Raw genomic sequence first — 24,470 nt, forward strand, 5'->3', positions numbered from 1 at the left:
GTAGCCCGATCTCGCACCTCGCACCTCGCACAGCCATGCCCCCACCCGCGATCGGCCCCTGGAGGTACGTACCGTGCTGTCCCGCGCCGTTTCCTTACTCGCCACGCTCTTCACCCTGTCCGCCCTGCTGCTCGCGCCCGGCGCCGCCGCGGCCGTGCCCGCGTCCGATGCCGCCGCGGAACCGAAGGCCGCCGCCGCTCCCCCGCCGACGAGCGGGTTCGAGAAGGTCAAGCTCGACGGCGGGCTCACGATGGGCGAGCCCATCGAACTGGCCGTCCTGCCGGACCAGAAGGTCCTGTACATCAACCGGGGCACCAGCGCCTCGGGCGGGCAGGTCCGGCTCTACAACCCCGCCACCGCGTCGACGACCGTCGCGCTCACCCTGCCGCTGGACGCCCGGTTCGAGGACGGGCTGATCGGCATCACACTGCACCCGCGGTTCGCCACCACCGGATGGGTCTACCTGTTCTACTCGCCGAAGGTGACCCCGCTGGTCAACCGGATCTCCCGGTTCACCTTCGACCGCAACACCAACACACTCACCCCGGCCAGCGAGGACGTCCTCATCGAGTGGCCGACCGAGCGGGAGCTGTGCTGCCACTCCGCCGGCTCGATGTCCTGGGACAGTGCGGGGAATCTGTACTTCGCGGTGGGTGACAACACCAACTCCGGCGGTGACTCGGCGGGGATGGCGCCCATCGACGAACGCACGTCCCGCAACCCGCAGTACGACGCCCAGCGCACCTCGGGCAACGCGAACGACCTGCGCGGAAAGATCAACCGGATCCATCCCGAGGACAACGGGACCTACACCATCCCGAGTGGCAATCTCTTCGCCCCCGGGACCTCGGGAACACGCCCCGAGGTCTACATCATGGGTGTGCGCAACCCGTACCGTGTCTTCGTCGACAAGAAGGCCGGCAACACCCTGTACTGGGGCGAGGTCGGCCCCGATGCGGGTGCGACCATTGCCAATCGGGGCCCCGCGGCGTACGACGAGTTCAACCGCGCCACCGGTCCCGGCAATTACGGCTGGCCCTACTGCGGCGGGCCCAATGTCAGTTACAACGACTGGGACTTCGCGGCCAACGCGCCGCGCGGCTGGTTCCCCTGCGGCGGTACGGCAGGCCCGGTCAACAACTCCCCGCGCAACACCGGTATCCAGCAACTCCCGCCCACCAAGCCCGCGTTGGTGTGGGAGCAGCACGGCGGCAGCAAGGAGTGGCCGCAACTCGACAACCCGGGCGGCTGCGGTTCGCCCAATCACACCGAGGTCTACCACTACGACCCGAACCTCAACTCCGACGTCAAGTGGCCCCAGTACTACGACAACAAGCTGCTGATCTCCGAGTACTGCCGCAACTGGATCAAGGAAGTGCAGTTCAACAACGGCAATCCGGCGACGGGCACCCCGACCGCGATCGAGCCGGTGCTCGACGGCATGCGCCTCGTCCATCCGATCGACTCCGAGTTCGGCCCGGACGGTTCGCTGTATCTGCTCGAATACGGCAGCGGCTATTTCTCGGGCGCCGAGGACGCCGGACTGTACAAGATCAACTATGTGCAGGGCGGCCGGTCGCCGCTGGCCAAGGCGTCGGTGGACAAGGACAACGGCCTCGCCCCGCTCACGGTGGCCTTCTCCAGCGCCGGCAGCAGCGACCCGGACGGCAATCCGCTGAGCTACGCCTGGGACTTCACCGACAACGGCAGCACCGACTCCACGGCGGCCAACCCGACCTTCACCTATACGGGCAACGGCAGCTTCCAGGCCAGGCTCACCGTCAGCGACGGCACCGGGCGTAGCGGCACCACGACGATCCCGGTGGTGGTCGGCAACAACCGTCCCACACTGAGCATTTCGGGACCGCCGGACGGCGGGGTGTACGAGTGGAATGAGAACGTCACCGTCACCGCGTCCGCGACCGACCCGCAGGACGGTCCCATCGACTGCTCGAAGGTGATCGTCCGGATCGCCCTGGGCCATCAGGAGCACGCGCACGAGGTCGCCGAGGGCACCGGCTGCTCGACGACCTTCAACACCGGGCCGATCCACTCCGGGCTCGACGCCACCCAGTTCTATGTGGTGCGCGCGACCTACACCGACAAGGGCGCTCCGGGTACGGTCCCGCTGACCGGCGAACAGCAGCGGACCATCTGGCCCAAGCGGTGGCAGGCGGAGCACTACGCGCAGTTGTCGGGGCCGCAGGTCATCACCGCGTCGGGCGCGGAGGGCGGCAAGCGCCTCGGTGACGTACAGAACAACGAGTGGGTCAAGTACCACCCGGTGAGCCTGAAGGGCGTGACCGGGGTCAGGGCCCGGGTGTCCTCGGACAAGGCGGGCAATGTCGCGACCTTCCGCTACGACTCCATCACCGGCCCTGTGCTCGCGCGGGTGACCGTGCCCAACACCGGGAGCTGGGAGACGTATACGGACGTGAGTGTCCCGATCACGGGGGCGGACGAGCGGACGCGTGATCTGTTCGTGGTCTTCACCGGCGGCTCGGGAGCGATTCTCGACCTGGACAGCTATACGTTCACCGGCCCCGGGATCAGCCGTCCCTAGGGGATTGCTGGTGACCGGGCCTTGAACAGGCGGCCGCGACGCGGGCTTCGGGCTCGCGTCGCGGTGCGGCGCTGGGTGCGACAGTGGCCGAGGGGCGTGGTGAGGGGCGCGAGCACGGCGGGCAATCAATTTGCTGGCTCGGGCGTGGCGGGCACTGCAGAGTGGGCGTATGACGATCTCCGACGCCGGATTCCTGCCGGGCCTCGCGCTGTCACGGATCTTCTACGAGGAGGCGGTGCGGCCGGTTCTGGACGAGTCGTATCCCGGTCTGCGCCATGCCGCCGCCCGGGTCGGCACGGGGTCCGAGGTGCTCGGTTTTGACACGGCACGTTCGGCCGATCACGAGTGGGGACCGCAGCTCAACCTGTTTCTGGCTCCGGAGGACGCCGCCGAGCACGGACCCGATCTGCACCGGCTGCTGACGCATCGGCTCCCGAAACAGGTTCGCGGCTGGCCCACGCACTTCAGGCACAACGATCCGGCTGATCCGGTCGGCCATATGGCGCGGACGGACGGTCCGGTGAACCACCGGGTCTCGGTGGGCGATGTCGGTGGGTGGCTGCACGCCGAACTCGGGCTCGGCCCGGAGGCGTACGAGGCCGCGCCGACCGTCCACGACTGGCTGGCGATGCCGCAGCAGAGGCTCGCCGAGGTCACGGGCGGTGCGGTGTTCCACGACGGGCTCGGCACGCTCGGTGCGGCGCGGCGGCGGCTGGCGTGGTACCCGGATCAGGTGTGGCGGTATCTGCTGGCCTGCCAGTGGCAGCGGATCTCCCAGGAGGAGGCGTTCGTCGGCCGCTGCGCCGAGGTGGGGGACGATCTCGGGTCGGCGGTGGTCGCGGGGCGGCTGGTACGGGACCTGATGCGGCTGTGCCTGCTCCTGCGCCGACGCTACGCGCCGTACGGCAAATGGCTCGGCAGCGCGTTCTCGCGGCTCGGCGTCGGTGAGGAGCTTTCGGCATCGCTGAGGGGCGCCCTGACAGCAAGCGACCACGCAATGCGGGAGCAACACCTCTGCGCCGCCTACGAGTTCGTGGCCGCACTCCAGAACGAGACCGGGCAGGCCGGGCCGGTGGACTCCTCGTGCCGGCCGTACCACAGCCGCCCGTTCCGGGTGCTGCGCGCCGACCGCTTCGCGCGGGCACTCGCCGAAACCGTCACCGACCCGGTTCTGCGCGGCCTGCCGCTGTCCGGAAGCGTGGACCAGTGGGCGGACAGCACGGATGTCCTCGGGCAGCCGCAGCTCCTGCGGGCCGTCGTCGGCGCGCTCCCCCGGGTCGGCTCGTAGCGCGCGGGCCGCCGATCGCGCAGATCACGACCGTACCGGCGGACACGGACCGCGAATCCAGCAGCCCGTCGAGCAGGGCGAGTTCACGGTCCCGTCCGGAGAACAGTGGTGGGGGCGCGGGCAGTTGCTTCGGTACGGATACGGCGGCGGGGGCGGCGGTAGTGGGTCGGGGAGCCGGCGGGGCGGCCGCTGCGGTGGAGGGCGAGCATGAGCTGACCGGCGAGCAGCCGGGGGCGCGGACGTGGTCCGAGGCCCGGATTCACGCCGGGCGTTCCTTGCCAGTTGCACGTCTCATGAGCCGGGGTGATGGTGGGTGGTGAAGCTCGATTGCGCATCGAAGGGATAGTCCGATGGCTGCAAAAAAGGCTGAACTTTACACGCTCGACCTGACGGAAGCGCGCTGGGTCAAGAGCAGCAAGAGCGCCACAGGGCCTTACTGCGTAGAGGTGGCAGACCTTGGTGGCGGAGCCGTTGCGATCCGTGATTCGCGGCGGCAAGACCTGCCGTCTCTGCGGTTCACCGCAGAAGAATGGGCGGCGTTCCGAGACGGCGTCCGCGAAGGCGAGTTCGGCTGAAAGACTTCGCGTTCGACCAGCGGCGAGCCCACCCGGCTCCACCGGAGAGTGGGGCCGGGGACACCATCCTCGTCGGCCTCTGGCCGAAGCGGTGGGCATGGTTGCGTCGAGGGCCGGTTTCCCGAGTCCGGGGAACCGGCCCTCAATTCTTCGCGGCGTCGGCGTCTTTGTGCTCAGGCGGGGAGGTCGGCCGGTTACGCGCGCCGCGGTCGACATCGTCACGCCTCGCCGCCGAGGACCTTCCAGACCCGGGTCGCCACATGGAGGTTGAGGCGGGTCTCGACGTCCGTCAGGTCGTGGCCGGCGATTTCGCGGAGGCGTTGGAGGCGGTAGCGGAGGGTGCTGCGGTGGATACCGAGGGCGTGGGCGGTGTTGTCGTAGTTGCCGCCCGCCTCGAAGTACTGGGAGAGGGTACGGACCAGGTCGGCGCGGTGGGCCGCGTCGTAGTCGAGGAGCGGGCCGAGCCATTCGCGGACGTAGCCCTCGATCTCGCGGTAGTCGTCGCCCGTGCCGATGATCCGGTAGAGGCCCAGGTCGTCGAACGAGGTCGCGCCGTACGGGAAGCGTGAGCGCTGGCGTACCTCCAGCGCGCGCAGCGCCTCCTGGTACGAGCGCGGGATCTCGGCCGGGGAGTCGCAGCGGCTGCCGAGACCGATCGCGCCCGCGCGCGAGCCCAGTTCACGGGCGACCGCACGGTACAGCTCGTCCCCCTTGGGACGGCCCTGGACCACCAGGACCGCAAGGCCCGAGCGGCGGGCGACCAGCGAGCGCAGTCCGAGACCGGCCGCCGCCCCGGCCACCGCGTGGACGAACGCGTCGTCGGCGGCCATCCCCGTCCAGCCGACCGCCACCAGGTGCTGGGGGCCGTGCAGATCGTGCCCGACGGCCGCGGCGCGTGCGAAGGCGCTCTCGTCGTCCGTACCGGTGATCAGGTCGTCGACCAGTTCCCGGCGCAGCCGCAGCTCCATCTCGGCCAGGCTGCGCAGATGCGCCATCTCCAGGGCCAGCGCCTCGCAGGCGTGACCGAGCGCGAACTCCTCGCGCCCGCCGGCGGTCCCGTCCGGGTCGACCAGGGCGACCGTGCCGAGGATCTCGCCGCGGTGGCGGGCGACGGCGGTGAGCCGGTGCCCGACATACACCGGGTGCGCGTTCCTGGAGGCGTCCACGATGAGCTGTTCCTGCCGCGCCGGGTCGGGTTTGGGGTACGGGTCGGGGCAGCCGGGGCCCGCCCAGGCGCGGAGGTTGCCGAATCTGTCCTCGACGACGGCGGGGAAGCCGGTCAGCCGGTGGACCGTCCTGGCGATGCCCGCCTCGCTGTCCCCGGTGGCCGTGGCACCGCTGAGCGCGTCGTGCACCGCGCGCCGGTACCGCAGCTCGGACTCCACGGCGGCGAGCCGCGTGCGGGCGGCCTTCGCGTCCCGCCGGGCCCGGCCCAGTTCCGCCGCGTACGCGCGCTCACGGCGGCGGGCCGCGGTGTCCGCCAGGGCCGCGCCGGTCTGCCGCGCCAGCAGGCCGAGCAGCGCGATGTCCTCGTCGGCCGGCCGCTCGCGGGCGCTCACGACCAGATGCCCGGCCGGGTGTCCGGCCGGCGGGCCGGGGCCCCGGAGGACGAACGCCCAGGCCCACCCCCGGCCCGGCAGCCGGACCGGGCCGTCCCGGTCACCGAGCGCGTACACCTGGCGATCCAGAGCCGGGTCCACGGCCAGGTCCACAGCTGGGTCCGCAGCAGGGTCCACGGCCGGGCCGACGGTCGCGTCCACGGCCGGGTCCGCAGCCGGGCCCTCAACGGCGGAGGTCCGGAGGTCCGGCCACCCGTCCACCGGCAGCCCGTCCACCGACAGCCCGTCCACCTGCCGCCCCCGCACCAGCCGCCCGTCCACCGGAAGACACACCGCTTCCGTACGGCACGGCCCGAGGCACGCGACACCGGCGGCGGCCCGCCGTACCACTTCGTACGCGTCGCGGCCGTCGTACAAGGCGTCCGACAGTGCCGTCAGACGCCGGAGGCGGGAGGAGCGGCGACCCGGGAATTCCGGTGCTCCGGTTCCTTCGGCGGCCGTGCTCATGCCGTGCTCATCGCCCTGGTCCGAGACCTTCCACCACCACAACTTTACCGAGGCGTCACAACCGCGCATCCGGTCGGACCGGCGCACGGGCTGTACCGCCAGGTCCAGTGGCCGTACGGATTTCGACCTCCCAGGAGCAGGAATCCTCCCGGCGTCCTCGTCACGCTGCTTGTGGGGGAATCTGCCCGGAAGACGGATACGCGGACATAAGGAGCACCCCATGGCCAAGGCAGTCGGCATCGACCTGGGCACCACCAACTCGGTGATCGCCGCGTGGGAGGGCGGTGAGGCGGCGGTCCTCCCCAACGCCGAGGGCTCCCGTACGACCCCCTCCGTCGTCGCCTTCACCGACTCCGGCGAGCGGCTCGTCGGCCAGTTGGCCCGCCGCCAGGCGATCCTCAACCCCAAGGGCACCATCTACTCGGCCAAGCGCTTCATCGGCCGCCACTTCGACGAGGTCGGGACCGAGACAGAGGCAGTCACCTACGACGTCGTCGCGGGCGAGAACGGCGTCGCGCGGTTCGACATCCGGGGCAAGCTGTACGCGCCGGAGGAGATCAGCGCGCTGGTGATACGCAAGCTCGCCGAGGACGCCTCGAAGTCGCTCGGGAAGCGGGTCACGGAGGCCGTCATCACCGTGCCCGCGTACTTCAACGACGCCCAGCGGACCGCCACCAAGGACGCCGGCCGGATCGCGGGCCTCGAAGTGCTGCGCATCATCAACGAGCCGACCGCGGCGGCCCTCGCGTACGGCCTGGACAAGAAGCAGCACGAGACGGTGCTCGTCTTCGACCTCGGCGGCGGCACCTTCGACGTGAGCATCCTGGACGTCGGGGACGGCGTGGTGGAGGTACGGTCCACCGCCGGCGACACCCATCTCGGCGGCGACGACTTCGACCGCCGGCTGGTGGACCATCTGGCGGACACCTTCCAGCGGGAGAACGGTATCGACCTGCGCGCCGACACCCAGGCGCTGCAACGGCTCTTCGAGGCGGCCGAGAAGGCCAAGACCGAGCTGAGTTCGGTGACCCAGACCCAGGTCAGCCTGCCGTTCATCACGGCCGACGCCAACGGCCCCAAGCATCTGACCGAGTCCGTGATGCGCTCCACCTTCGAGCAGATCACCGCCGATCTGGTGGACCGCTGTCTCGGCCCGGTCAAGCAGGCGCTGTCCGACGCCAAGGTGACGGACAACGACATCGACGAGGTCATCCTGGTCGGCGGCTCGACCCGGATCCCCGCGGTCCAGGCGCTGGTACGGCGGCTGACCGGCGGCAAGGACCCGAACATGAGCGTCAACCCGGACGAGGTGGTGGCGGTGGGCGCCGCCGTCCAGGCCGGGGTGCTCAAGGGCGAGGTCAAGGACGTCCTGCTGCTGGACGTCACCCCGCTCTCACTGGGTGTGGAGACGCGCGGCGGTGTGATGACGAGGATCGTCGAGCGGAACACCACGATCCCGGTGCGCCGTACGGAGACCTTCTCCACGGCCGAGGACAACCAGCCCGCCGTCGATGTCGTCGTCCTCCAGGGCGAGCGCGAGCGCGCCGCCGACAACCGGGTCCTGGGCCGCTTCCAGCTCACCGACATCCGCCGGGCCCCGCGCGGCGAACCGCAAGTCGAGGTCACCTTGGACATCGACGCCAACGGCATCCTCAATGTCACCGCGCGCGACAAGGACACCGGCAAGGAGCAGGGCATCACCCTCAGCGAGGGCTCCAACCTCGAACAGTCCGAGGTGGAGCGCATGATCGCGGAGGCGGAGCGCAACCGCGGTGAGGACCAGGCGCTGCGGCAGTCCGTCGACGCGCGCAATGAACTGGACGCCATCGCCTACCAGGTGGAACGGAGGCTGGGCGAACTGGGCGAGAGCGCGCCGGAGCATGAGCGGGCGCGCGCCCAACTGCTGGTCGGCGACGCGCGGCAGGCGGTGAAGGGCGAGGCGCCGCTGGACCGGATCAGGTCGCTGACCTCCGAACTCCAGCAGGTCTACCAGGGTCTGGCCGCGCGGCAGACCGGTCCCGCCGGGCCGTCGGAGCCGGGCGCCCCCGGCCAGGAACAGGGCGGGCGGACCGGCGGGGGCGACGACGATGTCGTGGACGCCGACTTCGACCGGAGCTGAGGTCTCGCCATGGCCATCCAGCCGGACCGGGAACGGGAACCGCAAGCACCGCCCGACGAAGCGGACGCACCGCCCGACGAAACCGCCGAAGCGGAAGCACCGCCGCAGCCGGACAACCAGCAGACCGTGGAACAGGGCGACCGGCAGACCGTCCAGCAGGACGGCAGGCAGGAGCTGGCCGAGGTCCAGGACGCCTGGCGGCGCGCCCTCGCCGATCTCGACAATCTCCGCAAGCGGTACGCCAGGGAGCTGGAGCAGGTACGGCAGGCCGAGCGCGCCCGTACCGCCGCCGAGTGGCTCCCCGTACTCGACCACCTCGAACTGGCCCTCGCGCACGCCCGCGCCGAACCGTCCTCGGTCATCCAGGGCGTCGAGGCGGTACGGGACCAGGCCGTCGACGTCCTGGAGCGGCTCGGCTATCCGCGCCAGGAGGAGAGCGGTGTGCCGTTCGATCCGACCCTGCACGAGGTGGTCAGTGTCGTGGACGACCCGGACGCCGAACCCGGCACCGTCGTGGAGGTCCTGCGCCCCGGATACGGCGACGACGGCAGCCAGTTGCGCCCGATGGCCGTGACGGTCAGCCGGCGGCGGGAGTGACGGCCCCATGGCACAGGACCGCGCGAAGGACCGGACACGGGCCCGGGACCGGGTGCAGGACTACTACGAGGTCCTCGACGTTTCCCGTACGGCGAGCGACGAGGAGATCCAGCAGGCCTACCGGAAGCTGGCCCGCCGCCACCACCCCGACATCAACAAGGACCCGGAGGCGGAGGAGCGCTTCAAGGACGTCAACGAGGCGTACAGCGTGCTGGCGGACCCGAAGACCCGGGCGCGGTACGACAGGTTCGGCCCGGCCTTCCGCCAGATCCCCGAGAATGCAGAGGAATACAGCGAGAGGGTGGCCGCGGCGGGCGCCCGGGGTGCCGGTGGCTGGACGTCCGCGGGCGGCGGGGTGCGCTTCGGGCAGGGCCCGGGCAGCGCCTACCAGGACGTGGATTTCGAGGATCTCTTCGGCGGCCTGTTCGGAGCCGGGGTACGCGGCGGTCCCCGCCGGACCGTCCCCGGAGCCGACCAGGAGGCCGAACTGGAGCTGACCGTGGAGGAGGCCTACCGGGGCGGACGCCGCCGTATCAGCCTCGCCGGACCGGCCGGCCGGCGCGACTACCAGGTCGATGTGCCCAGGGGCGTACGGGAAGGACAGCGGATCCGGCTGGCCGGGGAGGGCGCCAGGGGCAGCCCCGACGCGCCCGCGGGCGATCTGTATCTGCGGGTGCGGATCAAGCCCCACGAGCGGTACCGGCTGGAGGGCCGCGACATCCATGTCCGGCTGCCCGTCACCCCCTGGGAGGCCGCGCTCGGCGCCACCGTACCGCTGCCCACTCCGGGCGGCACCGCCAAGGTCACCGTCCCGCCCGGCTCCTCCAGCGGGCGCCGGCTGCGGCTGCGCGGCGAGGGCATGCCCCATCCGCGCGGCACCGACGGCGACCTGTACGCCGAGGTCCGGGTGATGGTCCCGCCGCGCCCCACCGACCGCGAGCGGAGGCTGTTCGAGGACCTGGCCGCCGCGTCCGACTTCGACCCGAGGAGGCCGGGATGACCACCGACCCGCGGCAGCGCCGGAAGCGGCAGGACACGTCGCCGGTCCAGAGGTACGAGCAGGTGTACGAACTGGTGCCCGCCCGCGGGCTCGGCCGCGAGACCGGGATCGGTCTGGAGAGCGTGGCCCGGCGCTCGGGCCTCCACCCGGAGATGGTCCGGCGCATGGTGGCGCTCGGTCTGGTGGAGGCCAGCCGGGACGCCGCGGGCCGGCTCTGGTTCGACCCGTCCGCGCCGCGCAGGCTGGCCCGTGTCCAGCGGCTGCGCGCCGGACTCCCGCTCAACTACGCGTCCATCGGTCTGGTGCTCGACCTGCTGGACCGGATCAGTCTGCTGGAAGCCGCGCTGCGCCGCGCGGGCGTGAGGAGTGACACCGTGCCATGGACATGAACCGCCTCACCCAGAAGTCCCAGGAAGCCCTCCAGGACGCACAGACCGCGGCCGGGCGCCTCGGGCAGACGGAAGTCGACGGCGAGCATCTGCTGCTGGCCCTGCTCGGCCAGCGGGACGGGCTCGTACCCCGGCTGCTCGGGCAGACGGGCGTCGATTCGTCCGCGCTGCACGCGGACGTGGAGCGCGAGCTGTCGCGCAGGCCCAGGACGACCGGGCCAGGCGCCGCGCCCGGCCAGGTGTTCGTGACCCAGCGGCTGTCGCGGCTGCTGGAGACGGCCGGGCAGGAGGCCGGGCGGCTCAAGGACGAGTACGTGTCGGTCGAGCATCTGATGATGGCTCTGGCCGACGAGGGCTCCGCCACCGCCGCCGGGCGGCTGCTCAAGGAGCACGGGCTGACCAAGGAGGCGTTCCTCTCCGCGCTCACCCGGATCCGGGGCAGCCAGCGCGTCACCTCCGCCACGCCGGAGGCGGCGTACGAGGCCCTGGAGAAGTACGGCCGGGATCTGGTCGCCGAGGCGCGCGGCGGCGGTCTGGACCCGGTGATCGGCCGGGACGCCGAGATACGGCGGGTGATCCAGATCCTCAGCCGCAAGACCAAGAACAACCCGGTCCTGATCGGCGACCCGGGCGTCGGGAAGACCGCGATCGTGGAGGGGCTCGCCCAGCGGATCGTTCGCGGCGATGTGCCGGAGGGGCTCAGGGACCGTACGATCTTCGCGCTCGACATCGCCTCGCTGGTGGCCGGGGCCAAGTACCGCGGGGAGTTCGAGGAGCGCCTCAAGGCGGTGCTGGGCGAGGTCAAGGCGGCCGGCGGCCGGATCCTGCTGTTCCTGGACGAGCTGCACACGGTGGTCGGCGCGGGCGGCGCCGAGGGGGCGGTGGACGCGGGGAACATGCTCAAGCCGATGCTCGCGCGCGGCGAGCTGCACATGATCGGCGCGACGACCCTGGACGAGTACCGCAAGCGCATCGAGTCCGACGCCGCGCTGGAGCGCCGCTTCCAGCAGGTCCTGGTGGACGAGCCGAGCGTGGAGGACACCATTTCCATCCTGCGCGGGCTGCGCGAGCGGCTGGAGGTCTTCCACGGGGTGAAGATCCAGGACACGGCGCTGGTCGCCGCTGCCACCCTGAGCCACCGCTACATCTCGGACCGGTTCCTGCCGGACAAGGCGATCGACCTGGTGGACGAGGCGTGCGCGCGGATGCGTACGGAGATCGACTCGATGCCCGCGGAGCTGGACGAGCTGACCCGGCGGGTGACCCGGCGCGAGATCGAGGAGGCCGCGCTCGCCAAGGAGACCGACCCGGCGAGTGTGACCAGGCTGGAGGAGCTGCGCAGGGAGCTGGCCGATCTGCGGGCCGAGGCGGATGCCCGGCACGCCCAGTGGGAGTCCGAGCGGCAGGCCATCCGCCGGGTCCAGGAGCTGCGCCAGGAGCTGGAACGGGTCCGTCAGGAGGCCGACGAGGCGGAGCGCGCGTACGACCTGAACCGCGCCGCCGAGCTGCGCTACGGAACCCTCACCGAGCTGGAGCGCCGCTTCGCCGCCGAGGAGGAGCAGCTCCGCGCCAAGCAGGGCGAGACGCGGCTGCTGCGCGAGGTGGTCACGGAGGACGAGATCGCCGAGATCGTCGCCGCGTGGACGGGCATCCCGGTGAGCCGGCTCCAGGAGGGCGAGCGCGAGAAGCTGCTGCGGCTGGACGAGATCCTCCAGGAGCGGGTGATCGGCCAGGACGAGGCGGTACGGCTGGTCGCCGACGCGATCATCCGGGCCAGGTCGGGGATCCGTGACCCGCGCCGCCCGATCGGATCGTTCATCTTCCTCGGCCCGACCGGGGTGGGGAAGACCGAGCTGGCGAAGACCCTCGCGGCGGCGCTCTTCGACTCCGAGGAGAGCATGGTCCGCCTCGACATGAGCGAGTACCAGGAGCGGCACACGGTCAGCAGGCTGATGGGCGCCCCGCCCGGATACGTGGGGTACGAGGAGGGCGGCCAGCTCACCGAGGCGGTCCGGCGCAAGCCGTACTCGGTGGTCCTGTTCGACGAGATCGAGAAGGCGCACGCGGATGTCTTCAACACCCTGCTGCAGATCCTGGACGACGGCCGGATCACCGACGCGCAGGGCCGCACGGTCGACTTCCGCAACACCGTGGTCATCATGACCTCCAACATCGGCTCCGGCTATCTGCTGGACGCGAGCGCGGAGGGCGAGATCAAGCCCGACGCCCGCGCGCAGGTGATGGCCGAGCTGCGGGCGCACTTCCGGCCGGAGTTCCTCAACCGGGTCGACGACATCGTGCTCTTCAAGCCGCTGGGGCTGACCCAGATCGAGCGGATCGTGGACCTTCAGTTCGACGAGCTGCGCGGGCGTCTCGCGGAGCGCAGGATCACCCTGGAGCTCACCGAGCCGGCCCGCGAACTCATCGCCCACCAGGGATTCGATCCGGTGTACGGGGCCCGGCCGCTGCGGCGCTACATCTCGCACGAGGTCGAGACCCTGATCGGGCGCGCGCTGCTGCGCGGGGAGGCGGAGGACGGGTCGGCGATCACGGTGGACGCGCAGAACGGGGAGCTGGTGGTGACGTATCAGGAGCCGCAGGAGCGGTCGGAGCCGGCCGGCCCTGACGGTCAGGGGAAGGCGGTGTGAGGGCCGTGGGCGCGGAAGGGGACTGGCACCTGTCCATGGTGCGGCCGGTCACGCCCCGTACCCCCGAAGGATGCGAGGAGTGCCTGCGGCTCGGCGCGCCCTGGAAGCAGCTCAGGCTCTGTCTGACCTGCGGCCATGTCGGCTGCTGCGACTCGTCCCCGCTCCGGCACGCGCGCGCCCACGCCGGGAACCTCGGCCATCCGCTTGTGGCATCACTGGAGCCCGGCGAGGAGTGGCGCTGGTGCTACATGCACGAGGCATTCGTCTGAGTCCGAGTCCGGACTGAGTCCGGGGCTGAGTCCGGGGCTGAGTCCGGGTCGCGGGCCGGCCCGGAGCTTCAGGGGCTTCAGCGGGCGCGGCGTCTGCGGATCAGGTGCCGGATGAGAAGGACCACGACGAAGACCCCGAGGCCGGCCATCAGATAGACCGGATAGTGGGCGAACTGCTCGTACACCGATCCGATCCGGGTGCCCGCCACATAGCCCAAGGTGGTCCACAGCGCGACCCACAAGGCGGCGCCGAGAGCGTTGAACGCCAGAAAGCGGCGCCAGGGCATACCGGTGGTGCCCGCGATGATGCCGTTGACCTGGCGCAGCCCGTCGACGAAGCGGGCGAAGGTGACGACCTTGCCGCCATGGCGGGTGAAGAAGTCCTCGGCGCGCCGGAAGCGCTTCGGCGTGAGCCCGATGTAGCGGCCCCAGCGGCGTACGAAGGCCTGCCCGCCCGTACGGCCGATGAGGTAGCCGATGTTGTCCCCGGCGATCGCGGCGACCAGCGCGATCAGGGCGACGGCGACGATGTTCAGCTTCCCGGCACCCGCATACAGGGCCGCGACGATCAGGATGGTCTCGCCGGGGGCGGGGACACCGAAGTCCTCCACGAAGACCAGCACGCCGACGGCCAGGTAACCGTACTGGTCCAGCAGCGGCGCGAGCTGCTCCAGTACACCGGGCAGCGGCGGAGGGGCCATGCGTCCATTCTCCTGCGCGCCGCGGGAGGCGCGCCTGCCCGCCGGTCCTGGCGGAAACCTGCCGGGTCGGGCCCCGGATCCTGCGCTGCGGGCCGGGCCGTGCGGTGGTGTCCTGGACAGAGGGCGAGCGGTCCCACGGACCGTGGTCCCTCACTACGTCTGCATGCCCCGAAAGGTGAATTCATCATGTCCATGGAGAACCCCGCCAAGCCCCTCGAAGGCCGTGTCGCGGTCGTCACCGGCGCCTCCAGCGGTATCGGCGAGGCCTCGGCCGAGCATCTCGCGGAGCTGGGCGCCAAGGTCGCGGTGCTGGCCCGGCGCGCGGAGCGGCTCGAAGAGCTGGTCGCCAGGATCGGGAAGAACGGCGGCCGCGCGATCGCGTTCACCGCCGATGTGACCGAGGCCGAGGAGGTCCAGGCCGCCGCCGACCAGGTGGAGGCGGAGCTGGGCAGCGCGGACCTGCTGTTCAACAACGCGGGCGTCATGCTGCCCGCCCCGATCGAGGAGCTGCGCACGGACCGGTGGCGCATGGAGATCGATGTGAATGTCACCGGGCTGATGAACGCCATCGGCGCGTTCACACCGCAGCTCGTCAGGGCCGCGGCCGAGCGCGGGGTGGCGGACCTGATCAACACCTCGTCGATCGGCGCGCAGAACATCTTCCCCAACTTCGCGGTCTACAGCGGCACCAAGGCGTACGTCAGCCATCTCTCCCGCCATCTGAGGGTCGAGCTGGGCCCGAAGAACGTACGGGTGTGCGCGATCGAACCGGGCATCGTCGGCACGGAACTCCAGGACCATGTCACCGACGAGAGCGCGTTGCAGTGGCTGAGCGGCTCCAGGAAGACGATGCAGTGGCTCACTCCCCAGGACATCGCCCGGACCATCGGCTTCATCGCCGCCCAGCCGCCCCGGGTCAACCTCCAGCAGGTCACCATCATGCCGACCGGCCAGGCCAGCTAGGCCCGGTTACGCTTCGCTACGCTCCAGCGGGTTCGACGGCGAGCAGCCCCTGGAGCGCGGCCGCGGAAATCGCGTCGGCCTGCTCGGGGTCGAGGCGCGCGTGGCCGGTCAGCAGCCGGAAGATCAGCGGCCCGAAGAGGATGTCAGTCGCGGTCTCGGAGCTGATGCCGGCGCTGGCCTTCCCCTGTGCGACAAGCCGGTCCCAGAGCAGGGCGGTGCCGGCGCGGCGGGCCTGGAGGAAGTACGTACGGAAGTACGGCGCCGCCTCCGGGTCCGTGACGCACGCCGCCAGCAGCTGCCGGAAGACCTGGCCCGTCTCACCCGCGTAGAAGGCGCTCACACGCCGGACCTGCTCCCGCAGATCGGCCACGGCGTCACCGCTGTCCGGCAGCGGTACGCAGTCGGCCATCCGGCGTCCGAACGCCTCCGCCGCCACCGCCGTACGCGACGGCCAGTGCTTGTAGATCGTCATCTTGCTCACACCCGAACGGGTACTGATGGCGCCGACCGTGGCCGCCCCGAGCCCGCCCTCGGCGAGCAGCGCGGCGGTCGCGGCCAGCACCGCTTCCCGCGCCCGCACACTGCGGGGGTGCAGCGCGGGCGCCGGCGCCGCGTACGGCGGCTCAGCGCGGAGCGACATCGTCATGATCCGTGCTTGTGGCCACCTCACGCCACATCTCCAACTCGTCCCGTACGAACCGCAGTTTGGCCTCGACCCGGGCCACGGCGTCCGCGCCGAGCTGCAGGCGCAGCGGGGCCTTCTCGTCGCCGCCGAGTCCGACGATGACCCGGGCCGCCTTCGCCGGGTCGCCGGGCTGGGTGTGGTTGCGGTCCGCCGAGGCGGTCCGGGTGGCGCCGGAGGTGGCGTCGTAGTCGTCGATCTGACGGCCCTCGGTGCGGAGGCTGGAGGCGTCGAGGAAGTCGGTGCGGAAGAAGCCCGGCTCCACGAGCGTCACCTTGATGCCCAGCGGGGCGACCTCCGCCGCCAGCGCCTCGGACAGCCCCTCGACGGCGAACTTGGTGGAGGCGTAGATGCCCCAGCCGGGGGTGCCGGTGAAGCCGCCGACGGAGCTGATGTTGATGATGTGCCCCGACCGGCGCCGGCGCATCCCGGGCAGCACGGCGCGCAGCACATTGAGTGTGCCGAAGACATTCGTCTCGTACACCGCCTTGGCCGCCGAGTCCGGGATCTCTTCGACGGCACCGAGCAGCCCGCGCCCGGCGTTGTTGACCAGTACATCGATGCCGCTGTCACGGCCGTTGGTGCCGAACCGCTTTTCCGCCATGGCCACGGCGGCGCGCGCCTGCTCCTCGTCGGTGACATCGAGGGGCAGCGCGAGCAGTGTGTCGCTCGCGTCGGGGAAGAGGGCCTCCACCGCCTTGGGGTTGCGCGCGGTGGCGACGACCTCATGTCCCGCGTCGAGGGCGGCGCGTGTGATCTCGGCGCCGAATCCGCGGGAAGCACCGGTGATCATCCACGTACTCATGCCTGTCACCATCCTTCGGGATCCTTGACGATTCTTCGCGCCGTGATTCAGACCGCGTCCGACAGCGCGTCGAACTGCTTGTCGGTGAGCGTCAGCCGGGCCGCCGCGAGGTTGTCCTCCAGGTGCGCGACGCTGGAGGTGCCCGGGATGGGCAGCATGTTGGGCGACCGCTTCAGCAGCCAGGCGAGGGCCAACTGCGAGGGGGTTGCGCCCAGTTCGTCGGCGATCCGGTCCAGCGGGCCGCCCGATCCCGCGAGTTCGCCGGTGGCGAGCGGGAACCACGGGATGAAGCCCATGCCGCGCTCCTCCGCGTATGTCAGCACGTCCTCGGCGGCGCGGTCTGCCAGGTTGTAGCGGACCGACACGATGGTGGCGGTCTTCCCGGCCACTTCGAGGTCGGCCGTGTTCACCTCGCTCAGCCCGATGTGCCGGATCTTGCCCTCCCGCTGGAGGGCGGCGAGTTCGCCGACCTGCTCGGCGATGGGTACGGTCGGATCGATACGGTGCAGTTGGAGCAGATCGATCCGCTCCACCCCGAGATTGCGCAGGCTCAGCTCGACCTGCTGCCGCAGATACGCGGGCCGCCCGATCGGCACCCACTCACCGGGCCTGGTCCTGGCGAACCCGGCCTTGGTGGCGATCACCAGATCGTCCGGATAGGGGTGCAGCGCCTTCCTGAGCAGCAGGTCCGCGGTAAAGGGCCCGTAAGCATCGGCGGTGTCAATGAACGTGACCCCCAGCTCCACCGCCCGCCGCAGCACCCGCACGGCCTCCTCGGGGTCAGCGGGATCGCCCCACACCCCGGGCCCGGTGAGCTGCATGGTCCCGTAGCCCAGCCGGTGAACCCGCAGATCGTCCCCGAGCAGAAACGTACCGGCCTCACGAGCGGGCGCGTCCGAACTGACGGATGTCATGATCGACCTCCCAATGGACTATACGTCCAGTATGGATACCCCCGCCCCCCTCACGCATCTCCACACCGCACACCGTTCCCGGTGGCCGCGAGGGTGGTGTACACGGTCTCCGCCCCCGCGGACGCCCGGTGTGGTCCGTTCGGTCAGCCCAGGGCGGTGGCTGTGCTGATGAGGGGGCCTCCTCGGGCCGGGTGGCGGTTTCGGCGGGGGGTGTCGGTGACCGGGAGCAGATAGGTGTTCGGCCAGTCGGGGGCTCCCGCGCGGGCGCGGTCGAGGCTGACCGCGGTCACATGGCGCTGGCCGCCTCCCCAGTCCGGGCGGCGGCGGAGCAGGTCGGGGCAGGCTGTGGCCATGACCAGGAGCGGGACCGATCCGACGGACTCGCTGAGCCCTTCCACCAGGTCGAGGATGGGATCGTCGGCGTGGTGGAGGTTCTCGAACACGAGCACCAGGGGCTGGTTGTGCGCGACCGCCTCCATGAACTCGATCCAGCTCTGCGACGGTTCGTCGGTGGTGCCGTCGACGGCACCACGGGCCAGCAGCGAGATGAGCCGTGAGCGCATCCGGTCCACGCGTTCACGCGAGAAGGGCAGGGAGTCGACGGCATCGGTGACACCTCGCCGTACCATGTCGGCCGAATCGTCCGGCAGGATCCCGCAGTACGCCGAGAGCATCTCGGCCTGGACCGCCGTCACGCTGCGACGCTCGGCGGGGCGGGCGGAGGCGACCAGGCAGCGTGCCCGGCCCATCTGGGCCGAGATCCGGTTCGCGAACTCGGTGACGAAACGCGTCTTGCCGCTTCCCTCCTCGCCCAGCACTGTGACCAGTTGAGGGGTACGGCGGCGATGCGTCCGCCGGAACACACTCTGGAGCAGCCCCAGTTCACACTCACGGTCGGACACGGCCGGCGGCGCTCCGATGTCCTCGACCCGCCAGCCCCCGGCCGCACCCTCGGCACGGTGGTAGACGAATTCGCCGCACGCGGCGTCCCGTGTGCTGTCGCTGACCAGGACCTGTCGCTCCGGGACCCGTTCCAGCAGTGCCTGGCACTCCTCCAGCAACGTACCGGTGACGGAGATGGTGAGGCCGTCGGCACCGGGCTGGGTGAGGACCAGGGCCTCGCCGGTCGCGATCGCCACCCGGGTGTCGGGTCCGGGCGCGGCGGGGTCGTCGGCGGCCCTCGCGAAGGAGTCCCGTACGGACAGCGCGGCCCGTACCGCCCGTTCCGCGTCGTCCCAGGCGGTGTCCCGGGCCCCGAACAGCGCCATCGTCACGGGCCCGATGGACGCGGCGACATTGCCGCCGAAGAGTTCGATCTCCGCCTGGACCCGGTTGAAGGCATCGACGAGGAGTTCGTCGACGCCCCTGCCGGCCTCGCTGATGACGACCGGGCTGAAGCGTGAGCAGATCAGCACCACACTGATCTGCTTGCGTTCCGCGGCGCCGCCGCTCCGCGACCGCGGTCCTGACTCCCCCGACGGCCCGGAAGTCCTCGAATCGCTCGGCGAGTTGAACGGAAGGACCGGCACGACGGGAAGCACCGGGGCGACAGGACGGACCGGGGCGACGGCGGGCTGCTGCTCCAGCAGGTCGGCCATGGGCCGCGGCGCGGGTGTACGTACGGCCGGGCCGGGCCGCTCCGTACGTTCATCCGCGCCGGGCCCGTCGCCGCTCCGCTCAGCACCCCGCTCCACCGCGGAGGTCCACGTCCGCTCGGCGCCCCGTTCCGCCGCGGGGCTCCATGTCCGCCACGCCTCGCCGGGCAGTGCGGCACCGGGGATCGCCAGCGAGGGATCATGGGTGAGGATGCGCTGCTGGAGGTCCTGCAGTGCCCGGCTGGGCTCCAGCCCCAGTTCCTCCACGAGCGCCGAGCGGACACGTACATACACACTCAGCGCGTCGGCCTGCCTGCCCGAGCGGTACAGCGCGAGCATCAACTGGGCGCAGGACCGCTCCCGGAGCACCTCGGTCTCGACCATGGACTCCAGGTCGCAGATGATCGCATGGTGGCGTCCGGACGCCAGTTCCGCTTCGAAGTAGTCCTCCATGGCGTCCATCCGGACGCCCTTCGCGGAGGTCAGTTCCGGCCAGGTGACTCCGGCCTCGACAAGATCGGCCAGCAGGGCTCCGCGCCACAGGTCGAGGGCGCCGCGCAGGGTCCGCGCGGCGGCCTGGGGCGAGCCGGCGGCCAACTCCGCCCGGCCGGCCTCCAACTGGGTGTAGAACTGGAACAGGTCGATCTGCGACGAGTCGGTACGCAGGACATAACCGGGCGCCTGCGTCAGCAGTCTGGGCGAGGAATCGTCACCCCCGGCCGGAGCACCGCCGGCCGCGGCACCGACCGCCGAGGCTCCCCCGGCCGCCGCGCGACCCGCCACGGACAGCACGCTCCGCAGGCCGGAAACGGCGTTCTGCAGTATCTGCCGGGCCGAAACCGGAGCCTCGTCCACCGGCCATAACGCGTCCAGTAACTGACTTGTGGCCACAACACGGTTGGGCTGCAGGAGCAGCAGTCCGAGTGTCGCCCGCTGCCTCATTCCGCCGAGCGCCACGGGCCTGTCCTCTACCACGACTTCAAGTGGTCCAAGCATTCGAAATTGCACGGTTCCCCCCGCTCACAAGAATCTCGCATCACCGAATGAGAAAATCCTTGAAGTCTCGCCAAACACCCCCCGAAGCACGCCGGGCCTTCGGCTCGGGATCAGCCTACTGTTCGAGACAGTATCAAAACCAGCCCGATCCGGAGATTTGCATCACATTAGCACAGGACCGGCCCCGGCCACGCGAAAAACTGCGTGCTGCACCAGGCACCGGCACAACACGCAGTAAATCATCGGACGTCTTATTGGATTCCGGTTACCTCAGGATTTCGGTATCCGCGTCGGCAAAGCTGATCGCCTCGGTGGGGCAGCATGCGATGACACCTTCCGCCTCCGCTATCTCGTCCGCATCGGACAGTTCGGATTTCAGTACGGAAGGAAATCCGCCGTCCGTCATCCGGAACAGCTCCGGCGCGACGGCCGCGCACAGCCCCGAGCCGGCGCACTCCCGGCGGTCGACACGAAGAGTCGTCTTCACCCGGTCTCACCTCCTCCGCATCAGCTCAGCCCGGCGCCGCGAGGACCGGCACCGTACAGATCGACGGGAAGGCTGGTGAGACTGCGCAGCAACCAGGTCTCGTTGTACCGGAGTTCCGAGCGCGGTACGGCGAGCCGCAGGCGCGGGAAGCGGTCGAAGAGGGCGGGGACGGCGATCGCCGATTCGAGCCGGGCCAGCGCGGCACCGAGGCAGTTGTGCAGTCCATGGCCGAGACCGAGGTGGCGGGGCCCGTTGCGGGTGATGTCCAGGTGATCCGGGTTCTCGAAGCGCCGGGGGTCGCGGTTGGCCGACTGCAGCGCGGCCACCACGGGGGCGCCCGCGGGCAGTTTCACCCCGCCGATCTCCACGTCCTCCTTGGCGAAGCGGAAGAGCCCGATGGTCAGTGCCCCTTCGTACCGCAGGAACTCCTCCACCGCCGAGGCCGCCAACTCGGGCCGTGCACCCAGCAGTTCGCGCTGGTCCGGGTTGTCGAGCAGCGCGAGGGCGGCCGAGCCGATCAGGTTCCTGGTGGTGTCCAGACCCACCATGATCATGAGGGCGACCATGGCGACCAGCTCTTCCTCGTTGAGGCGGTCGTCACCGTCCCTGGCCTGGATAAGGCTGGAGGTGAGGTCGGTGCCGGGCCGCCGCCGCTTCTCGGAGACCAGCTCCCTGCCGTACGCCCCGATCTCCTCGAAGGCGCGCGTGACATCGTCCTGGCCCTCGGGATCCGTGTTGAACGCCCGCTCGATGGCGTGCAGCATCTCCTTGAAGCGGTCGAGCGGAATCCCCATGATCTCGCCCATGACCTCGGCGGGCACGGTGCTCGCGAACTCCATCACATCCGGCCGGTCGCGCTTTTCCAGCCGGTCCAGCGCGGACGCCACTATGCGGGTGGTGGGCTCCTCCCACTGGGCGGTACGCCGCGGGGTGAACGCGCTCATGGCGAGCCGGCGCACCCGGGTGTGGTCCGGCGGATCGAGGACCGTGAGGATGCGCTCGACCGGTGTGCCCTGTGCGTAGACGAGTCCGGCGTCCTTGAATTCCCGGCTCGCCCAGGCCGCCGCGTCATTGCTGAAGCGCTGGTCGCCCAGCAGGGCGTGCACATCGTCGAAGCGCGTGATGATCCACATCGTCACCGCACCGGCCGGGAAGGTGAATTCATGCACCGGAGCGTTGTCCCGAAGCCAGGAGAAGGCCGGATACGGGTCCTGGTAGTAGTCGTGATCGAAAAGCTTCGGAGGGTTTCCTGAAGTGGTCATTTCTGCCTCCATAATTTACCTGGCCATTCAGGTCGGGTGCGGCCTCGCAGAGAACTTCGGATAGCGGGGACCTTGCGGAAATCCCGCAGAGATCCGGCAGAGATCCTGCAGAGATCTCCGGAAGCCTAATGCCGAGCACCCTCCCGCCAGTAATGGGGCGCTAATCGGCGCGTATTCGATGGGGGTACGGGAACTCGCCCGTACCCCCGGGCGATGGGACAAGGGGGCTCAGCGCACAGCGCCGTTCCATTGCCAATTACGCCGGCGCGGAAGTCCGGGCAGTTCCGTGCGCCCCGTACACCAGAGAAGTGTTTCGGCCGGACGGAAACCGGTCGGAGCATCCGGGAACAGACGCTCGACCACGGGCGCCGACATCTCGTCCGACGGGCTCCAGTCGAATCCGAGGCCGAGGGCGATGTCCCTGGCGTGCACGGTCATTTCCAGCACGCCCATGGCCGCGAAACCGGGGCCGTCGGAGTGGCCGTACGGGTGCCAGCTCCGGACCTCGGGGGACGCCTCGCGGACCGCCGACGCCAGAATCGAGCCGGAGATCCGGATCGCCTCCAGACAGTGGGCGATCGGCGCGGCCTTGTCGATCGAGGCGAACAGCGTGATGTACCGGTCGGTCGGCTGGGCGATCAGCAGCCCGGCGTAGCCCACCACACCGAGCGCGATGTGGTCGAGGGTCGCCCGGCACTGCCAGTCGAGGTCACCGGCCGGGCGCCGCCAGTCCAGGTCCGCGCCCTTGTCGAGGACGGCGGTGGTCTCGGCCGCGGCCGCGGTGACGAGTTCGGGCCATAAGGTGGTCATAGTTGTCTTTCTGCTCGGTACGTGAAAGGCGGTTCAGGATCGCTGAGCGGTTCAGGATGGCAGAGGACTTCGGTGAGCCGACGCACCGTCAGGTACGGCGCGTAGCGGCACACACCGCTCGCACTGCTACCGGAGTCAATCCCGACTTGCCACCGCCGTGGGCTGTTCTGCACCGACTTGGCCGGTTTCCACCGTCTGCCCCGGCTTGGACTGCCGGATCAGCAAGAGAACCAGCGCGACGACCAGTCCGATTCCGGCCATCGCGGCCGTGGCAAAGAAGGCCGCCTGGAACCCCTCGGTCAGAGCCACGCGCTCGCTCGGCCCGGAGGTGTACGCCATGGCCACACTGGAGCAGACCGCGATACCGAGCGCCGCCCCGATCTGGAAGACGGAGTTGTTGATGCCCGACGCCAGGCCGGACTCATTGGCCCGTACACCGCTCAGCGCGGCGATGGACGACGCCACGACCGTCGTACCGATACCCGAGCCGAAGACCAGCAGCCCCCAGAAGAGATCACCGAAGTAGTCGCCGTCCGCCGACACCTGGGCCAGGAGCAGGGTGCCGATGCCGAGCAGGACCGTACCGGCCACGGCCACCGGCTTGAATCCGAACCGGGTGGCCACCGGACCGCTGACATTGGAACCGACGATGGACATCGCGGAGTAGATGGCGGTGCTCAGACCGAAGAACACCGCGGTGTACGCGAGGACCTGCTGCGCGTACAGCGAGGTGATCAGCGCCCCGCCGTAGGTGGCCATCGCGACCAGGAGCATCATCAGATTGCCGCCGACCATGGTGGGCGAACGGAAGATGCGCAGCGGCACCAGCGGGCTCGCCGCGCGCTGCTCGATCAGCGCGAAGACCACAACCAGTACGGCCGCCGCGACGATCAGTCCGATCGTCTGGCCGTCGCCCCAGCCGACCTCGGGCGCCTCCACGACCGCGTAGATCAGCAGGGCGATCGCCGCGGTGATGGTGATTGCGCCGGCCGGGTCGAAGGAGCGCTTCCCCTCGCTGATGGGCGTCTCCCGCAGCAGACGCGGGCCGAGCACGAGCACCACCAGGGCGATGGGAATGTTGATGAAGAAGATCCACTCCCAGCCGAGGCCCTCGGTGATCGGGCCGCCGATCAGCAGGGCCGCGGTCGCGCCGAACGCGCCGATGCCGGTCCAGATGCCCAGGGCCCTGTTGCGTTCCGAGCCCTCGCCGAAGGTGGTCATGAGGACGGCCATGGCGGTCGGGGCCATGATCGCGGCGGCGATGCCCTGGATGATGCGTGTCACCACCAGCACCTCGCTGGTCCAGGCGAGACCGCACACCACGGACGTGACGAGGAAGAGCACCGTTCCGACCATGAACATCCGCCGGCCGCCCAGCAGATCGGCGGTACGGCCGCCGAACAGCAGCAGTCCGCCGAAGCTCAGGAGATAGGCGCTGAGGACCCACTGGACACCGCCGGCCGAGAAGCCGAGATCCGACTCGATCTCCGGCAGTGCGAGGATCACGATCTGGGAGTCGACGATCACCATGAAGTAGGCCGCGCACAGCAGCGCGAGCGCCTTCCACCTACGAGGGTCCGGCCCCGCCCCGCCGCCCGGCGGCGGGCTGTTGCCGACCTGTCCACGGTCCATCAGTTGCTTCTCCTCCGTTGAGCGTTACGGGCCGAGCGCCCGCCGCGCGTATCCGATCGGGATCCGATCAAGTGCCCTCAACGCTTCCATCACGCGACCACGGCCGAAA

20 protein-coding genes are annotated in these 24,470 nt (G+C 70.3%); 10 read left to right on the plus strand and 10 right to left on the minus strand.

The features are described 5' to 3' along the window. The first annotated feature begins 73 nt into the window (after positions 1 to 73). The 3 genes from ACFU9P_RS02165 (at position 74) to ACFU9P_RS02175 (ending at position 4,426) form a co-directional block, all read left to right on the plus strand. On the plus strand, positions 74 to 2,563 hold the full coding sequence (locus tag ACFU9P_RS02165; protein WP_376376678.1) for a PQQ-dependent sugar dehydrogenase: 2,490 nt from the start codon (positions 74 to 76) through the stop codon (positions 2,561 to 2,563). A 169-nt stretch (positions 2,564 to 2,732) separates the two neighbouring features. Beyond that, positions 2,733 to 3,851 (plus strand): DUF4037 domain-containing protein, encoded by a 1,119-nt coding sequence (locus ACFU9P_RS02170; RefSeq protein WP_384077214.1) that lies wholly within the window; start codon positions 2,733 to 2,735, stop codon positions 3,849 to 3,851. A gap of 350 nt (positions 3,852 to 4,201) precedes the next feature. After that, the gene (locus ACFU9P_RS02175) at positions 4,202 to 4,426 is read left to right on the plus strand and encodes a DUF397 domain-containing protein (RefSeq protein WP_376376684.1); all 225 of its coding nucleotides are present in this window, start codon (positions 4,202 to 4,204) and stop codon (positions 4,424 to 4,426) included. Between the two features lie 218 nt (positions 4,427 to 4,644). On the opposite strand, the gene ACFU9P_RS02180 is transcribed toward ACFU9P_RS02175, so the two are convergent. Further along, complete coding sequence (locus ACFU9P_RS02180; protein WP_384077216.1) at positions 4,645 to 6,492, minus strand: PucR family transcriptional regulator; 1,848 nt, start codon at positions 6,490 to 6,492, stop codon at positions 4,645 to 4,647. A gap of 220 nt (positions 6,493 to 6,712) precedes the next feature. Here ACFU9P_RS02180 and dnaK point away from each other — a divergent pair, with 220 nt between their 5' ends. From dnaK to ACFU9P_RS02210, 6 genes are read left to right on the plus strand one after another with little or no spacing between them, the layout of a single operon-like run. Beyond that, positions 6,713 to 8,611: a molecular chaperone DnaK gene (dnaK, locus tag ACFU9P_RS02185; RefSeq protein ID WP_384077218.1), complete on the plus strand. Its 1,899-nt coding sequence runs from the start codon at positions 6,713 to 6,715 to the stop codon at positions 8,609 to 8,611. Between the two features lie 9 nt (positions 8,612 to 8,620). Beyond that, positions 8,621 to 9,208 (plus strand): nucleotide exchange factor GrpE, encoded by a 588-nt coding sequence (locus ACFU9P_RS02190; RefSeq protein WP_384077220.1) that lies wholly within the window; start codon positions 8,621 to 8,623, stop codon positions 9,206 to 9,208. A 7-nt stretch (positions 9,209 to 9,215) separates the two neighbouring features. Continuing rightward, entirely contained in the window at positions 9,216 to 10,208 is a 993-nt protein-coding gene (locus tag ACFU9P_RS02195) for a DnaJ C-terminal domain-containing protein (protein ID WP_384077222.1), read from the plus strand. Next, the gene (locus ACFU9P_RS02200) at positions 10,205 to 10,597 is read left to right on the plus strand and encodes a chaperone modulator CbpM (protein ID WP_384077223.1); all 393 of its coding nucleotides are present in this window, start codon (positions 10,205 to 10,207) and stop codon (positions 10,595 to 10,597) included. The genes ACFU9P_RS02195 and ACFU9P_RS02200 overlap by 4 nt, the downstream gene beginning before the upstream one ends. Beyond that, positions 10,588 to 13,245 (plus strand): ATP-dependent chaperone ClpB, encoded by a 2,658-nt coding sequence (gene clpB / locus ACFU9P_RS02205; protein ID WP_384077225.1) that lies wholly within the window; start codon positions 10,588 to 10,590, stop codon positions 13,243 to 13,245. Before ACFU9P_RS02200 ends, clpB begins: the two co-directional genes overlap by 10 nt. Before the next feature lie 35 nt (positions 13,246 to 13,280). Beyond that, positions 13,281 to 13,514 carry a UBP-type zinc finger domain-containing protein gene (locus tag ACFU9P_RS02210; RefSeq protein WP_384077900.1) on the plus strand — a complete coding sequence of 78 codons (234 nt, stop codon included), beginning with the start codon at positions 13,281 to 13,283 and terminating at the stop codon, positions 13,512 to 13,514. A 77-nt stretch (positions 13,515 to 13,591) separates the two neighbouring features. On the opposite strand, the gene ACFU9P_RS02215 is transcribed toward ACFU9P_RS02210, so the two are convergent. After that, the gene (locus ACFU9P_RS02215; RefSeq protein WP_376376699.1) at positions 13,592 to 14,215 is read right to left on the minus strand and encodes a DedA family protein; all 624 of its coding nucleotides are present in this window, start codon (positions 14,213 to 14,215) and stop codon (positions 13,592 to 13,594) included. A gap of 186 nt (positions 14,216 to 14,401) precedes the next feature. Between ACFU9P_RS02215 and ACFU9P_RS02220 the strand changes: the two genes are divergently transcribed. After that, positions 14,402 to 15,178 carry an SDR family oxidoreductase gene (locus tag ACFU9P_RS02220; RefSeq protein WP_376376701.1) on the plus strand — a complete coding sequence of 259 codons (777 nt, stop codon included), beginning with the start codon at positions 14,402 to 14,404 and terminating at the stop codon, positions 15,176 to 15,178. A 16-nt stretch (positions 15,179 to 15,194) separates the two neighbouring features. Here the strand turns inward: ACFU9P_RS02220 and ACFU9P_RS02225 are convergent, their stop codons facing one another. The 8 genes from ACFU9P_RS02225 to ACFU9P_RS02260 form a co-directional block, all read right to left on the minus strand. Further along, complete coding sequence (locus tag ACFU9P_RS02225) at positions 15,195 to 15,818, minus strand: TetR/AcrR family transcriptional regulator C-terminal ligand-binding domain-containing protein (RefSeq protein WP_384077227.1); 624 nt, start codon at positions 15,816 to 15,818, stop codon at positions 15,195 to 15,197. Beyond that, positions 15,802 to 16,665, minus strand: coding sequence for an oxidoreductase (locus ACFU9P_RS02230; RefSeq protein ID WP_384077229.1), 864 nt, complete (start codon positions 16,663 to 16,665; stop codon positions 15,802 to 15,804). The genes ACFU9P_RS02225 and ACFU9P_RS02230 overlap by 17 nt, the downstream gene beginning before the upstream one ends. Positions 16,666 to 16,712: 47 nt before the next feature. Then, positions 16,713 to 17,579 carry an aldo/keto reductase gene (locus ACFU9P_RS02235; protein ID WP_384077231.1) on the minus strand — a complete coding sequence of 289 codons (867 nt, stop codon included), beginning with the start codon at positions 17,577 to 17,579 and terminating at the stop codon, positions 16,713 to 16,715. 143 nt (positions 17,580 to 17,722) lie between these two features. Next, the gene (locus ACFU9P_RS02240; RefSeq protein ID WP_384077233.1) at positions 17,723 to 20,131 is read right to left on the minus strand and encodes a BTAD domain-containing putative transcriptional regulator; all 2,409 of its coding nucleotides are present in this window, start codon (positions 20,129 to 20,131) and stop codon (positions 17,723 to 17,725) included. Positions 20,132 to 20,435: 304 nt separating this feature from the next. Beyond that, a complete protein-coding gene (locus tag ACFU9P_RS02245; protein ID WP_376376711.1) occupies positions 20,436 to 20,657 on the minus strand; it encodes a ferredoxin in 222 nt (73 codons plus the stop codon). A 20-nt stretch (positions 20,658 to 20,677) separates the two neighbouring features. Next, on the minus strand, positions 20,678 to 21,919 hold the full coding sequence (locus ACFU9P_RS02250; RefSeq protein ID WP_376376713.1) for a cytochrome P450: 1,242 nt from the start codon (positions 21,917 to 21,919) through the stop codon (positions 20,678 to 20,680). Positions 21,920 to 22,147: 228 nt separating this feature from the next. Beyond that, positions 22,148 to 22,729: a maleylpyruvate isomerase N-terminal domain-containing protein gene (locus ACFU9P_RS02255; protein WP_384077235.1), complete on the minus strand. Its 582-nt coding sequence runs from the start codon at positions 22,727 to 22,729 to the stop codon at positions 22,148 to 22,150. 135 nt (positions 22,730 to 22,864) lie between these two features. Then, positions 22,865 to 24,361 carry an MFS transporter gene (locus ACFU9P_RS02260; RefSeq protein ID WP_384077236.1) on the minus strand — a complete coding sequence of 499 codons (1,497 nt, stop codon included), beginning with the start codon at positions 24,359 to 24,361 and terminating at the stop codon, positions 22,865 to 22,867. Positions 24,362 to 24,470: the final 109 nt, after the last annotated feature.

The sequence above is a fragment of the Streptomyces sp. NPDC057617 genome (assembly GCF_042800555.1).
GTDB lineage: Bacteria > Actinomycetota > Actinomycetes > Streptomycetales > Streptomycetaceae > Streptomyces.

What these genes read in the sequence shown, in the direction of transcription:
- ACFU9P_RS02260 (WP_384077236.1), bottom strand. Translation starts at nt 24,361, where the DNA reads ATGGACCGTGGACAGGTCGGCAACAGCCCGCCGCCGGGCGGCGGGGCG.
- ACFU9P_RS02170 (WP_384077214.1), top strand. Translation starts at nt 2,733, where the DNA reads ATGACGATCTCCGACGCCGGATTCCTGCCGGGCCTCGCGCTGTCACGG.
- ACFU9P_RS02225 (WP_384077227.1), bottom strand. Translation starts at nt 15,818, where the DNA reads ATGTCGCTCCGCGCTGAGCCGCCGTACGCGGCGCCGGCGCCCGCGCTG.
- ACFU9P_RS02230 (WP_384077229.1), bottom strand. Translation starts at nt 16,665, where the DNA reads ATGAGTACGTGGATGATCACCGGTGCTTCCCGCGGATTCGGCGCCGAG.
- ACFU9P_RS02215 (WP_376376699.1), bottom strand. Translation starts at nt 14,215, where the DNA reads ATGGCCCCTCCGCCGCTGCCCGGTGTACTGGAGCAGCTCGCGCCGCTG.
- clpB (WP_384077225.1), top strand. Translation starts at nt 10,588, where the DNA reads ATGGACATGAACCGCCTCACCCAGAAGTCCCAGGAAGCCCTCCAGGAC.
- ACFU9P_RS02255 (WP_384077235.1), bottom strand. Translation starts at nt 22,729, where the DNA reads ATGACCACCTTATGGCCCGAACTCGTCACCGCGGCCGCGGCCGAGACC.
- ACFU9P_RS02210 (WP_384077900.1), top strand. Translation starts at nt 13,281, where the DNA reads ATGGTGCGGCCGGTCACGCCCCGTACCCCCGAAGGATGCGAGGAGTGC.
- ACFU9P_RS02195 (WP_384077222.1), top strand. Translation starts at nt 9,216, where the DNA reads ATGGCACAGGACCGCGCGAAGGACCGGACACGGGCCCGGGACCGGGTG.
- ACFU9P_RS02175 (WP_376376684.1), top strand. Translation starts at nt 4,202, where the DNA reads ATGGCTGCAAAAAAGGCTGAACTTTACACGCTCGACCTGACGGAAGCG.
- dnaK (WP_384077218.1), top strand. Translation starts at nt 6,713, where the DNA reads ATGGCCAAGGCAGTCGGCATCGACCTGGGCACCACCAACTCGGTGATC.
- ACFU9P_RS02235 (WP_384077231.1), bottom strand. Translation starts at nt 17,579, where the DNA reads ATGACATCCGTCAGTTCGGACGCGCCCGCTCGTGAGGCCGGTACGTTT.
- ACFU9P_RS02200 (WP_384077223.1), top strand. Translation starts at nt 10,205, where the DNA reads ATGACCACCGACCCGCGGCAGCGCCGGAAGCGGCAGGACACGTCGCCG.
- ACFU9P_RS02250 (WP_376376713.1), bottom strand. Translation starts at nt 21,919, where the DNA reads ATGACCACTTCAGGAAACCCTCCGAAGCTTTTCGATCACGACTACTAC.
- ACFU9P_RS02180 (WP_384077216.1), bottom strand. Translation starts at nt 6,492, where the DNA reads ATGAGCACGGCCGCCGAAGGAACCGGAGCACCGGAATTCCCGGGTCGC.
- ACFU9P_RS02190 (WP_384077220.1), top strand. Translation starts at nt 8,621, where the DNA reads ATGGCCATCCAGCCGGACCGGGAACGGGAACCGCAAGCACCGCCCGAC.
- ACFU9P_RS02220 (WP_376376701.1), top strand. Translation starts at nt 14,402, where the DNA reads ATGTCCATGGAGAACCCCGCCAAGCCCCTCGAAGGCCGTGTCGCGGTC.